Annotated in this window: 9 protein-coding genes; all 9 read right to left on the reverse strand. The window is 31.4% G+C overall.

Annotated features, from left to right (window positions below; translation table 11 throughout):
- Nucleotides 1-158: 158 nt before the first annotated feature.
- The 9 genes from Q2T46_RS03300 to cmr1 all read right to left on the reverse strand — a co-directional run bounded on the left by Q2T46_RS03300 (nucleotide 159) and on the right by cmr1 (nucleotide 13,777).
- Nucleotides 159-4,781: an AAA domain-containing protein gene (locus Q2T46_RS03300; protein WP_311062326.1), complete on the reverse strand. Its 4,623-nt coding sequence runs from the start codon at nucleotides 4,779-4,781 to the stop codon at nucleotides 159-161.
- Nucleotides 4,782-5,080: 299 nt separating this feature from the next.
- On the reverse strand, nucleotides 5,081-6,013 hold the full coding sequence (locus Q2T46_RS03305) for a hypothetical protein (RefSeq protein ID WP_303264272.1): 933 nt from the start codon (nucleotides 6,011-6,013) through the stop codon (nucleotides 5,081-5,083).
- Nucleotides 6,014-6,203: 190 nt separating this feature from the next.
- Nucleotides 6,204-6,290 carry a hypothetical protein gene (locus Q2T46_RS03310; RefSeq protein WP_303265820.1) on the reverse strand — a complete coding sequence of 29 codons (87 nt, stop codon included), beginning with the start codon at nucleotides 6,288-6,290 and terminating at the stop codon, nucleotides 6,204-6,206.
- 165 nt (nucleotides 6,291-6,455) lie between these two features.
- Nucleotides 6,456-6,890 carry a type VII toxin-antitoxin system HepT family RNase toxin gene (locus Q2T46_RS03315; protein WP_303264271.1) on the reverse strand — a complete coding sequence of 145 codons (435 nt, stop codon included), beginning with the start codon at nucleotides 6,888-6,890 and terminating at the stop codon, nucleotides 6,456-6,458.
- A complete protein-coding gene (locus Q2T46_RS03320; protein WP_303264270.1) occupies nucleotides 6,862-7,323 on the reverse strand; it encodes a type VII toxin-antitoxin system MntA family adenylyltransferase antitoxin in 462 nt (153 codons plus the stop codon). The genes Q2T46_RS03315 and Q2T46_RS03320 overlap by 29 nt, the downstream gene beginning before the upstream one ends.
- 399 nt (nucleotides 7,324-7,722) lie before the next feature.
- Nucleotides 7,723-8,868 carry a putative CRISPR-associated protein gene (locus tag Q2T46_RS03325; protein ID WP_192403798.1) on the reverse strand — a complete coding sequence of 382 codons (1,146 nt, stop codon included), beginning with the start codon at nucleotides 8,866-8,868 and terminating at the stop codon, nucleotides 7,723-7,725.
- Nucleotides 8,865-9,932 (reverse strand): type III-B CRISPR module-associated protein Cmr3, encoded by a 1,068-nt coding sequence (gene cmr3 / locus Q2T46_RS03330; protein ID WP_303264269.1) that lies wholly within the window; start codon nucleotides 9,930-9,932, stop codon nucleotides 8,865-8,867. The genes Q2T46_RS03325 and cmr3 overlap by 4 nt, the downstream gene beginning before the upstream one ends.
- 3 nt (nucleotides 9,933-9,935) lie before the next feature.
- Nucleotides 9,936-12,653 (reverse strand): type III-B CRISPR-associated protein Cas10/Cmr2, encoded by a 2,718-nt coding sequence (gene cas10 / locus Q2T46_RS03335; RefSeq protein WP_303264268.1) that lies wholly within the window; start codon nucleotides 12,651-12,653, stop codon nucleotides 9,936-9,938.
- A complete protein-coding gene (gene cmr1, locus Q2T46_RS03340) occupies nucleotides 12,650-13,777 on the reverse strand; it encodes a type III-B CRISPR module RAMP protein Cmr1 (protein ID WP_303264267.1) in 1,128 nt (375 codons plus the stop codon). Before cmr1 ends, cas10 begins: the two co-directional genes overlap by 4 nt.
- Between the last annotated feature and the right edge of the window lies 1 nt (nucleotide 13,778).

The raw sequence follows: 13,778 nt of genomic DNA on the forward strand, positions 1-13,778 counted from the left end.
CTCAACAGGCTAAAGCCCAATCGAATAAAAAAAACAGGAATAATCCTGTTTTACTCTTTCAAAAGCCTTAAAAACTCTCCTGCATGTACTCTTTCTTCATCTGTTATATTTGCCAAAGGTATTATAGCACAACAGAACCGTCCTCTTGTATCATTGTGTTATAGGAGTGGCTTTATATCCATTTCATTTAATGTCTCTACTAACTGCTTTATAGTACCTTCTCTATCTCTAAAATATTGGCTGCCACGGATTCTGAAGAATTTCCATCCTAAGCGCTCCAAAATAAGTTGTCTGTTCCAATCATCCTCCCATCTTTCTGGACCATGATATGCGTCACCATCGCACTCTATTGCAAGTTTTTCATTCATTCCAAACACAACAAAATCTATACGTTTATAACCTACTCTATACTGCGGTTTAACAGAATATCCTAAGCTAATAAGGTCTTTCAATACCTTGCGTTCAAATTCTGACTCACATGCATCCTCCAGTTTTTCATATTGCTCCACAAATCTGTGCGGATTCATACAATACCTTATTAAGCGTGATCTTACATCTTCTGGATGGAATTCGTCAGGATCAATAGAATAAAATAAAAACAATTGACTTCTAGCCCTACTTACTGCAACATTGAAGCGGCGCCGGTCATCCTCTTTATTTAAAACAGCTAATCTATGCTCCCCTTTAGCTTCTACCAATGATAAAAACATTATATCCCTTTCATCGCCTTGGAAATAATAAGCATCACCACAGCGTATCTTTCTTTTTCGCATCTCTTCCGGCCCTAGGCTATCTAAAAGCTTTGTTTCTATAAATTCCGCTTGCTCTTTTCCCAAAAGCGATATTACTCCCATCGACATATCCTTGTATCTTGGATCATTGCAACATGCCAAAATTTTTTCGACCAACATTTCAGCTTCTGGCTCATTTATCTTGGTTCCCGGTATTCTATATCCATTATCCACTTTTATAGGAACTATTGGTTGCCAATCTTCACCTAACTTTGCCTCTCTTTCTCTAAGTGGCAATATTTCACCTTGGTACATGAGATCATTGCTAAACTGAATTATCTCTGGTAAACACCTAAAATGTTCTTTCAGCATGATAGTTCCTGGGAATATCTGTTTAGCTAAATCGTATAGACTGTATTGAGGCTCATAAAGCTCTTTATGAGGCACTCCATCTAGATATCCATCCATGAGATCATGTATTTCACCTAGGTTAATGCCGACTCCTTGCGGACTTATCTGTTTATCGTCTCCAACAATCAACGCCTTTTTAGCTCTAAACATAGCCAATATTCCAAAAATATCTACTTGGCTGCTTTCATCAACTATAACAACGTCAAATGGTTTATCCCACGGTAAAAAATTCTCTATCACTTTATTAATAGGCATAATCCATACAGGGACGGCATTCCTCGCCTTTTGCATTTCTGCTTGAGCAATTTGTTTACGGCGTAAAGCATATTTTCCTGTACCCTTTCCTATTCTCTTCATTTGCTGTTGCCATGCTATAAGGCTTCTGCGTTGCTCTTCCGTAACATTTATTGACAAGTTGAGCCATGTTAAATTAGTAACTAAATCAACAATGATTCTGCTCTCATCATTTTTTAGACTTTCTAACTTTTTTGTTAAACTGACGACATCATCAGACAATAATTTTCTAAGCCACGTTTCTGCCTTGCGCCATTTCCAAGCATCCATTACATTATCAGGTAATGTTAGCGGTGTCCCATTGCCACCATCTTTTAAAATCTTTTCTACCCATCGAGGTGCAACACCGTCAAGTTTTTCTTTTAATTTTTTAAATTCATCTTCTAGCACTTCAACTTTTTTTAACCTTCTAATATTGTCAAGTATAGAATCCCATTTAGACCAGTCTTCGTCTTTTAATGCTTTAAATAACTCTCTCCACAAATAAGAAACATCCGCATTTGACTCGATCTCTTCTTCTAAATATTTTTCAATAACATTGTACTTTTCACTGAAATCTTTGTAGTACAAATAATTTAAGATGTTTGTTAATTGATTTATAACCACTTCTATAGAAGCAAGGCTGTTGTCTTTAAAGCTTAAACCTACTTCTTCAACACAAGATTTTAAAAGTTTCCATTTGTTTTGATGCCAATCAAAAACATCTTTAATAAGTTTTAAGTAATCATGTAACAAAACTTCAAATCTTGGATTGGCAGTATCCAATTCTGGCCCATCTAAAACTGTAACAAACTTCTTCCATTCATTCGATATATTATTTTTTATTATACGTTGTTCGATTTCCGCTAGTAATACTGACGTATCCTCTTTAGTTGTTATAAAAGCATTATTTAGGCGGCAACTATTTATAATTTTCTTAAACTTTGGATTAAACAATTTTGCAATAAAATTTATCTTCTTTGATTTCTCAAGATAATTTTGCATATCTTCTACATCATTTTTCAATTCAGTTAAAACACAATCCGAAGGCAATACTATTTCATACTTACTTGTGTATTGCTTAAGCTTTATTAGTTCCTCAATTTGACTTGTCATTCGCTCATAAAAATTTGCCCAACTTTCATAGAGATAATCGCCTTTACCCACATCTTGAAAAATTAAATTCATCCATGGATTGCTTGAAAATTTTTTTGCTTCTTCATATGCAAAAGTACATTCTTTTAGTAAACTATTTATCCTTTCAATGCTCAAATTTGAAGGCATATTGTATGACTTCAAAAAATCAGGATCTATTTTTTCTTTATAATAATTAATTTTCTCTTTTATCTCCCTAATGCTCATGCTATAAGGCAATTTCTCAATATCTGGCAGTTTGTAATTTAACATCTCTCTATCTTTGTTTAAAATTATACCTGCCAGTTCATATAGCCTTTTTAGCTCTTGCAAAGAAAGAGGAAGTTCTGCATCTTTATCCAGTTCATCAGGAATATAGTCATACTCCTCTTCATTTTCAGCAAGCCATTTGCCAAGTTCTGATAAAGAATATTCTTTTCCAAATATTGAATAAGTAATCGTCTCTCTTTTTGAAATCTCTTTAATGCGCTGTTTTAAATTTGAGATCTCCATCCTAATCTTTCTTAATTTATCCTTTAATTCTTTGATAGTACTTTTAGCAGCAGGCTTATCAAGTGAAATAACATTTTCTGTCATCGTCATTACAGCCTGTTCTAACTCGGTAAAAGAACCAGCATCATCAGTTAATAAAGTAATACAAAGTGGTCGTATATTCTCAGGAATTTTTTCACGGAGCACCTTAAGAGGTCTTTCTGCTTTTGCTGTTACAAGGACTCTTTTTCCAAGTGCCAATAGATGAGATATAAGATTTGCTATTGTATAACTTTTACCTGTTCCTGGTGGTCCCTGTACAGTGACTCCCACGTGTGATGCCAATCTTTCTACTACCTGAAACTGTTCGTTATTCGATGGCAGCGGAAGTAATATCTCATCACTAGATGTATAATCTGTTTCACTATTATTCTCATCAAAAGTATCATCTATTTCTACTATGCTCCTTATAGGTGCGGGTACCTTATTACCGTTTTTGAGCCCTTCTAAAATAGTCTCAATATCTTGAACATATCCCATTTTTCTTCTTCTTATAAAGATCACAGGCTCATATGTTATGACCGCATTTGTATTAATAGAAAGATCATTTGCATCAAAAAGTACTTTTCCTTCAGAGCTCAATTGATTTACAATTCGGGTAAAAAATTCTGTACATGCCCCTTTATCCCATGGATTTATAGGGTCCTGTGAAAGCTGTTCTTGCATTTTCATAAACAACCTGACATACTGTGGATCTGTTCCCTGCAAGAAATTAACTTCTAATGTGGTTGGCAACATCCCTGGAGATACTTTTATTACACCATGCAAATCGTCAAAATCAATAAAAACTCTTGTTGTAAGAAGAGGATGACGGATTAGGTAGCCATTCAAATTCCAATAGAGCATGCCATGTCCCCATACAAGTTCCAAATCCTCTTGTTCTCTCTCTAAACGCTGACTTAATAAAAACAATTTATTATATAGTTTTTTAATCTTAACTTTTGGTTGCGCTTTTAGAGACCAAGGAATCCACTTTTTGTTGAGCCATAAGTTCCATATATTAACACGTTCTGTATCATCCTCAAATTTTTCTACTTTATTTTTATCTGCTTTTTCTTTATGCTCTTCATCGATTTCTTTCTCTATAATTACTTTAGATTCTCTAACTTTTGGTTCTGTAAAAGGATCGTCCCATCGCCCATCGAGCCATTCTCTGACCTCTTCAGGCGGGTCTGGCGGATTAGGTATATCCTGCTTTTTTACTATTAACCAGGAATCATGATCATCACCAAGAACAAAGCAGCCATCTCCTATAGGTAAATCTTTATACCAAGTTACTACTTCTTCATAATTTGATATATTTCTAACAGGTTCCTCCATTTTTGAGCGATATGCTTTAAGAAATTCAAAGAGTTTAATAAGCTTTGAATTAGTATCTTTATCTGCTTCTGGATGATTCAAAGAAACATTATCCTTTTTACCATTACCTTTTTCCAAATTGTCTTTCCTTTTAATATTCTTTATCTCTTTTTCGAACAATTGTTCTACTGTCCTTGTTGTAACAGTCTCAGCTATATCTGGTTTAAAATCTGATAAATAATCTAAAAATTCTTCTAAATTTGGTTCATCTTGAACTTTATTGCGTAAATAATTCTGAATTAATTCTACTACTCTATCAGTAATGGATGACTGTTCTTTTGCTCCTTTTCCCTGTGTGGTTTCCTTCAAAACCTCCCTCAATCTTCTCCGCTCCTCTCATATTTTCATCACATTATATTTTATATAATATTTATTACATTGTTAACCATATTCACATTATTCTCAAAAATTATATTTTATATTTCCACATTGCATTCTTAAATTCCTTCAATATTATAAAAAAATTTTGCATGATAAAATATAAATACATAATAATAGTTCAAGTGTCATAAGCAACACTAATATTTTTGTAAAAATAAATCTAAATTTGATTTCATTATGCTAATTCAAACTCACTTTGTATTACATCTGGTACTTTCCAAATTAGAGATGTTGTTATCTTAATTATAATCTATTGGAATATTATTGTTGTTGTTTTGCCCTGTTGGTCTGTCAATTCGTTTTTCAACTTTACATTCAATAATTCCATTGGTCCCATTCCACTTGTACCACCTTATAATTTTATCTGAATACACCATTGATTGATCAGAAGAATTAGGATCGATTTCCATGCCAGAAAACTCTAAAATGCCATCATTATCTATGTCTTTAATCTCCGTTGGATATACGCCATATAATTTTTCAAAATCTATATCATCAATAGCAAACGTTAAATTATTATCATTTAATATATAAACATAAGCTTGTCCTCCGTGTGCCCCATTCAAGCCTTCCATTACAATACCAGTTTTGTTTTTTGCAATTTTACCTATTACTATTTTAATACAATGCTCCGGTATATATTTTCCTTTATAAGAAGAAATTAAAGTATAATTATCTTTATTATAGCAATATATATCTATGCTGTTTTTGTTAGAAGTTAAATCATCTAGTGTATATCGATCATTAAATATAGCTATCTCAGGTTTACTGTCATCATTGAGATCTCCTATAGCAATTTGGTCATCTAATTGTTTATCATCCATTGATTTATTATTTTTATATAGCACAGTTTTTGCATATTTCATCAATTCGCTGCCAAACTCATTGTCATTTAATAGATCATATCCAAGGCTATTTGCTTTAAAGTAATATCGTATAGACTCATTAATATCCGAACTATAAAGCTCCTTTGCTTTCTTTAAATAACTATCTATTTCTTCATTTTTATCAGCTTCATGCGATATACTTGGGTCGTTTGCAGATTTTTCAGTGTAAGTGACAGCGTTATTTAGATTATTAGGTTTATTATCTTTACAACTAGTGAAAAAAATAATAAAAAACAATAATATTATCAATGAAATAAAACGAATATTTTTTATGTGATTTAACACAGCAACTCCTCCCATATTAAATTTATTTTTTGATATCCCCTTAGAACCAAAAATACATTTAAATCAATATATGAGATTTGCAAAGCAAATTGTCATATATTATTGACAATTAAATTTTCCTTACATATCACAGTTAATTTTTACATCCTAACTTTTATTTTATAATATGTTATGGACATGATGTGACACTTTATTTATAAAAAGAATTTAAAATCAGCAGATCATCACCAGTTATTATATAATTTGCATTTCCATAAACAGCTTCCTCAAGTATCATATTATCCTTTTCGTCTCTTACAATCAGTTATCTTATCGTATATAATACCTCTTCCCTCTAACATCCTCTACTTCTTTTGTTATGTCCTCTAAAGATATTGGGTCCATATCAGCTCTTTCATTAATCTTATCATATCATTTATTTATTGTGCTATTATTGTTACTTTCAATAATTTTCATCAATCCACTTGTTAATATAATCTATATACTTGACAAAGTCATCCAAATGATTTTTCAATATATCAACAATTATTTTTTCCTCAACTTTCATATAATCATGTACAAGTATATTCCTGAAAGAAACCATATTTGATACATTTCTTGCAAATGTTTGCGGCAAAACACCAACTTTACTCAATGCTAAAATACTTTCTTTATATGTATCTGGTTTTTCGATACCGAGAGCAGATATTATAATATTTGCAATATCAATAACACACTCAATTGATATTTGAATTCCTCTTTCTATTCCCCAATATTTAATCATATCTACTTTTATGTTTTCTTCACTAACATCTTGTGCCACTGATTTCAGCAATATTAAATTTTTTTGAAGCTCTTTTATTTTATTATTAATTGTTTCCAATATGCTTTTTGTCATAATCTCCCTCCAAAACATTCTCTATCCACTCTTTGACGAACTCCATCTGAGTCCTCCTGAAAGGTTCCATATCCATATATTCTCTTAAGGTTTTCACTTCAAATTCAACTTTTATATCTTCATTTTCTTCAAAAATAAGTTTACCAAATTTAATTATCTGATGCCTCAATACCGGATTCGCAGAATTTAATACTACCAAATCTATATCATCTCTTTTAAATATAGAAATTAAATCTCCAATCAAATTAAGCTTATCCATATAATCATAATCATTGCCAAAAAGCACGGCAATATCTAGATCACTGTTCTTTGTGTTATTGCCCTTTGCATATGATCCAAATACATAAATCAGTTTTATATCATAATTTTTTCTAAGTTCATCCAATACACTCTTAAATTTTTTTTCGACTTCATCAATATCCTTCTGTAACACTTTAATACACCTCTGAAAATATATCCTCAATAAACTCGTTTAATGTAAGTTCCTACTGACTATGCTTATGCTACAAGACTTTGCAATTTCATATACTCTATCCAGTGCTTCCCTTTCTCTATCTCTCTCTTTATACGCCATGTTGTGCGTATGTTTTTATATCTTGATCCAAAACCCTACAAACTGTAATTTGATTCTAGCATTTCCCCTCAAAATAATCAATTTGTTTAAATAATCTAATAAAAACATCTTTAAATCTACAATTTCATTCTTCTATTTTTTGTCATCATACCTAAACTTTCATAATCATTAAATAATGCTTCTCTTATTTTTATGTTCACTAGATTTCTCCACCTTCTAGTACGCATTAAAGAGATCAAAATTTCTGTTCTGCATAACTTAATTCTGTATTAATAAATCAATCATTAATGATTGTTTATCAATTTTGTATTGTATAAAATCATAATCTTCTATTCTATTACTTTGTTTAGGATCATTTATAAATTTTATTTCATCCGGTTCATAGTCAAAAATCGCATAGATGTAAATCTGATCATCCCTTTGATCATAAACAATTCTATAGTTGTTATTTCCATCATCATACACCTTATGCTTAATTTTTAAACCTTTTATTTCGGTTTTCTCATCGCGTATATTATCTTCACTTAAAAACTTGACTACTTTCTGTGCAAGAATTTTGTTGTTTTTAATTTTTTCTATAACATTTTTCGTTGCAAAGAATATGTTATATCTACTTTTGTAATTTCCCCACAAAATCTCACCAATAGGTGATAAACATGCTATATTATCAGCAATTTCAATGCATGATCTAGCTTTATTAACGAACTCATAATGGTTTTCTCTCCACTTACTATAATTGTCAATACATGAACTCAACTCTGTAAATTCTCTGTTATATTTTTCAAACATCTCAATATCAATAGTTATTGGTGCAGCGGGTATACTTATAAGTTCCTCAGTATCTTCAAAAATATAATAAGTATCACATCCATTTATCTGAGCCATCATTGTAAAATATGGTATGATAGCCTTATAACCTCCCGATATATTAAAAGCTGCATTTCCGTAATATTCTTCTTTTAATATTTCATTAATCCTTTTAATTAAATTACTCAATCCTTCACTTATAAATTGTTCTTTATTTTTTACCTGCAAACCTTTAATAATATCAATATTAGGATTAAATTTTACTATGAAACCATCATCTTCTAAAAATTTTTTTATAATGTCAGCAGCAACAGATGAAACAATAGTATCAGTAGCAATCAAATATACGTCTATATCTTCTTTCAAATACTCACTAATTTTTTTTACACTTTTTATCTCCGCTGAAATATCCTCCGAGCGGTTCTTGCTGTAGAAATTCAAAATTGCTCTTTTTACTTTTTCTATCGGATTAAAATATTCCTCATATTCTCTATAATTTTTGTCCTTTATCTGCTTATAATACGTCTTTATATCTTCTTTCTCTTTTAAGTAATTCTCAAAAAGCGATGTTCCAACAGTTGTTATTAACTTAATCACACTATCCCTCCTAATAAAGACACACCAAATCCTTCATTGGATCTGCTATCTGAAATACCATTGTTATATACCTTTTCTATTAAATCATCAATCGGACCGTCTAATATCTTATAGTAATAAACACTACCAGCTGGTACTGTTTTGGACATAACCTTAGGCTTTTTGTTCTCTAAGTCCCAGCCTCCTATTCTAATCGGTTTACCAACAGCGGCAGCAATGAGTTTTACACGAGTCTTTAAATCAGAAAAATCCGGTTTCCATCCACTCTTAAATATAGCAGGATTTATTAATATTAATTTAAACATTTTAGTTTTTTCAATAATTTCTTTTATTTCTTCAACAAAAGTTTCATCTAAAAATTTGGGCAACTCATTTATTTTACTAACATTTGCAACTCTACATTCTCCACCTAATTTTATTAATCCACTGTCTGGAAATGAAAAGCCTCTACATTCAACATCCACGGCGAAATCCAAAAAATTTTTTACGTCTTTGGCCATTCTTATATAATTTATTCTATACAAATAGCTTTCTTTCACTGAACATTTTCTATCGTCTATTTTTATCCCTATTTTATCTTCTGCTTTAACAAAGTCTTTAAAGGGTATGAAAGTTATACATTCCTTCTTACCTTTTAGGTAATAGCTCATAGCCTCATCGTCAATTAAACCCTTCACGTTATCAACCTTGTCAACAGAATACAACAAATCCATCTGCTCGTCTTCTAAGTCAGTCTTTACTATAGGTTTACACATTTGTAAAAATTCAACTTCATTTTCCTCTTTATTTTTCGCGTCTTCGCCTATTACAAGATCCATAGGTACCAATGTATACCATGCTCCACCAATCTTGTAATACAACCCTTTTACTCGCAAATTTTCTTTAACAAAAGCTATATTTTGGGAATTCATCCCATTCAATGAAAGATAATAAGTAGCAAATGCACCATAAAAAACCGAAGGCGATGGTGGAAATATACTTTTACCTATGCTTTCAAATCCAGCACTAAAAGGCATACCACTGCCAAAATATACATTGTCCAAAGGAGACACTTTAAATAACATAATTTACTTTTCCCCTCCCCGATTTATAAAAGTAAGTATAAATAAAAGACCAATAAAGTTATCATTATCAAGTTCTTTATAAAGCAAGCTTAACAAGTTATGCAAATCATTTACAATTTTTTCTTTTTCATTGCTATTTAAGTTTTTGTTTAATGACCGTATAATATTTCTTCTCACTTCACTGTCAAAAATGCCATGTGGAAGATCACCCAAATTTAATTTATCTAAAGAATCTTTTAATTTTTCAACAAAAGAAGTACTTACTTTTTCATTTGCAAAAAACGAAAGTATATTTTTTAATATACCTATTGTTCCTTCTCTGTCACTAATATCATTATAATTCCACTTTGCAGTGGCAATATAATTTTCACCCGAATGTAAGATAAGCTTTATTGAAAATGCATTTTTCCCATCCACCATTTTCGCACATTCTTCTGCTTGGCTTACAGATTCTACAACATTTCTTAAATCTTCCTTGTAGTGAGCTATGGCTACACCCATTGACGCTGTAACTTTATAACCCATAAGTATATCGATTCTATCTTTATAATCTATAAATCCCGTATCAATTGTAAAATCTGGCTTTATCCCATTTTCAACATTTAAGTGTCCGCTAAAAGCTGCTCTAAGTCTTATCATTACATCAATTAATGAATTCAGATTTACAATAGCAAGTACATCATCCCCACCGGAATATATAACTTTTCCCGCTCCTGATTCTTCTACTATTTTCCTCACATACTTTACAGAATAATTTTTTAGAGCCTTGCTTATAGAAGAGTGAACATCTGGTGTCATTAATCGTCTTTTATTTTTTATTATCTGCTTAAAATCATCTGGCAAATTGTTTTGAATTTTGCTATGATACATATCCAACATATCGGGCGCCTTTACTCCAGATAACCATTTCCCCATATCATCGCCATCAAATTTGATAATGGCATAGTATTTCTTTTTGTTTAACTTAAGATTATTAATCATATCATCGATACACTTTAATAGTTTTTTAAGTTCTGGCAATTTATCTGAGGGGAAATTATACTTCTCAAAATAAGCCTCATTGAGGTTTTCCTCATATAAAAGCTCATAATCAAAGTTGATTCCGCAGCTTTTAACCATATCTATGTAATCACAAATCATTGATTTAAGTTTATCATCTGGATTATTTATTATATCCAATAATGCTATCTCTGCAGTTGACGGAAAGTTCCATTCTACATTGTTATCGCCAATAATTGATTTAAAGTAAAGTTCTGAAGCTCTTTTTGCCAAGCATATGCCACACAACCCCTCACCTTGTGATATATATTTATATGGAATGCCTTTATCGTCGCTTTTTCTGATTATTGCATTCTGTTTCCTAAGAATCTTGATTTTATGGCTTTCTCTTCCTTTTTTAATATTTCTATCTTCATCATTTGTGCACCTGTAGACTATAACATTGCGTTCACCGCATATGGAACATTTACGACCTTCTTCTTCATATTGGCTAAAATTCCTTATGGCTTTTCTTGCACCTATCATCTTTTCCATAAAAGAATAAAGTAAACCATAGATATTCCCAATATTAGGTTTATACTCCCCATTGTTCTCAACAAATTGTAGCAACTTTTCTATCTCTTCAATTTCATCATCAGCAAAGTAATTTCGAATCATATCAATTTGTACTTTCCAGTCAGCTTTATCTACATTACCATTTTCCAGAGGTAACGCCACCCAATACACATCTAGAAAATCCTTTAATTGATTTCTAAATATTTCCTTTTGAATATCATCACAAATCAAAAGACTGTTTATGACGTAATCTCCTATCTTTATAAATTCATCTCTTACTACTTTTTCAAGGTTTAATGATCTAATCTCTTGAATATCTTTTGTCGGCAATATGACAAAAAATCTATTAGGAATGCTTGGCGTTTTAAGATCTCCAACATCAGTTTTTTCGTCATTAAATAACTTCTCTATCCAAAAATCGCACAACGGTTGTTCCATAAGATCAGGAAAAATTATAGAATCTGGGCCATATACCTCTATGACTTTTTCTATTGCTACCCATGTTAGATATGACAAGATGTAACTTCCCCAATACAAATCTTGAGTTTTCCTTGCCTGTGCTATATATTCTTGTACTGGTCCTATAGTAAAAATAAACAATGTCATGTTGTTTAAGTTAATTTTATTGTATAAATCAGCATTCATTGAAGATGTTACTTTTAAATGTTCAAAAATAGTATGATTAGGAAATCTGGTATCAGCCGGAACTATATCCCAATATTTTCTATATTCAATAGGTGTATATTTTTTCAGATATTCGTTTAAATAGCGCCATATATACACAAATTTTTCAAAATTATTATTAAAATTTTTTTGTGATAATTCCCATGTAGCATCGTCTACAGCTTTTTTAAATACATCCTTTCGAATGTTTAAAAAGCCACTATATTTTTTACCCGAAAGTGGATGAACAAATTCCGGTTCATTTTGAAATGCGACCTGTAACTCTTTGTTTCTGCTAGCATTTTTTGGTAGATAATACCTTTCCATTGAAGATGCAACAATATCAGAACCTTTACTATCGTCATATACAATTCCTAATTTTTCACATATCTCATGTGCACGCATTTCATGATTTTCACCTGTTAGTAAAATAAATGGCTTATCTGGAGAATCATGAAAAAAGGCTTTGAGTTTTCTTTCAAATAGCTTTTCTCGCATACTCATAGATTCTCACCTCGTATATTAAAGCGATAATCACCATCATTGTTTTTCTTTATTTCATCCCAAAATTTATCTAGTAAAGCATAACTCGGTTTTGCATTCTCTAAAGCCGTTATTTCCTTCCGTCCATTGATTTCTTCTTCCTTAACAAACGCCAAATACATATCTTCTTGCAAAAAAGATCCTCCTAGTTTTAATGCCATCCAATGATATTTGCCATTGCACTCTAGGACTTTAAATAATAGTGGAGATGATCTTCTATTTATTATATATTTGTCATATTTATCGCTCTTTCCTATTACTCTATTTTTATTGGAATGTACAACTGGAAGTCCAAAAATACCATTCTGTATGTTATTTCTCATTCCATTTCTAAAATTCATGTACATCTCACCAATATCCGATAATGCATCATGCCATGTATTGTAACTTTCTTTTGATACAATAAACGATGAAGAAATAATATTAGTATAATCATTACAATCAATATTTATTGGCCCTATAATATCAGATGCTTTGCTAACATTCTCTAAAATCCACTGTGCTAACTCTTGACTATTGTTACCTTTCGGCACAAAATCCAGACCATAAGTATCACCCACAACACTAACAACAGTTAGGGAGCCTGCACCCCTTCTAGCCCTTGAGCCAAACCCACCTAAATTGGCAGCACACCAAAAAGCTGCCACGGTATTCTTTAAAGCTTCCTCTTCCCTACTGTATAAAATAAACTTAAAAGTAATTCCAGGTTTAAAATATTTTTTTCTAACCACAGAATACAACAAATAACCTATGCCTCTGTCTTTTCCAATTAGGACTTTATTTTCACTGTCGTAACGCCAATTAAGTCTATAGTCGTTTTTTAAATCACTACCGATGTTCCTATCAATTCTCGAATCTTTTATCATAATTCTAACTTCACTTTTTCTAGCTTTAACAGATGTACCACCGAAAATTTCTTCTTCCTTTTCTTTTAATTTGCTTACGTTTTTGCAGCATTTCAATGCTCTCCACCAAAAGCGAATCATCCCCTTGAATTCCGGTGTTTTTAATTCGAGATAATTTGGCTCCGCTCCAAACATATAAAGAGGTGTCAATAACTTAAGATCAAATTCAACCGTATACATA

It is taken from the genome of Thermoanaerobacterium sp. CMT5567-10, assembly GCF_030534315.2.
Taxonomy (GTDB): Bacteria; Bacillota; Thermoanaerobacteria; order Thermoanaerobacterales; family Thermoanaerobacteraceae; genus Thermoanaerobacterium.

Bases quoted from the DNA above. Each gene is read 5' to 3' on its own strand.
- Q2T46_RS03310 (WP_303265820.1), bottom strand. From the start codon at position 6,290: ATGATACTTGAGGAAGCTGTTTATGGAAATGCAAATTATATAATAACT.
- Q2T46_RS03315 (WP_303264271.1), bottom strand. From the start codon at position 6,890: ATGACAAAAAGCATATTGGAAACAATTAATAATAAAATAAAAGAGCTT.
- cmr3 (WP_303264269.1), bottom strand. From the start codon at position 9,932: ATGTTATTTAAAGTGTCTCCTTTGGACAATGTATATTTTGGCAGTGGT.
- cas10 (WP_303264268.1), bottom strand. From the start codon at position 12,653: ATGAGTATGCGAGAAAAGCTATTTGAAAGAAAACTCAAAGCCTTTTTT.
- cmr1 (WP_303264267.1), bottom strand. From the start codon at position 13,777: ATGTATACGGTTGAATTTGATCTTAAGTTATTGACACCTCTTTATATG.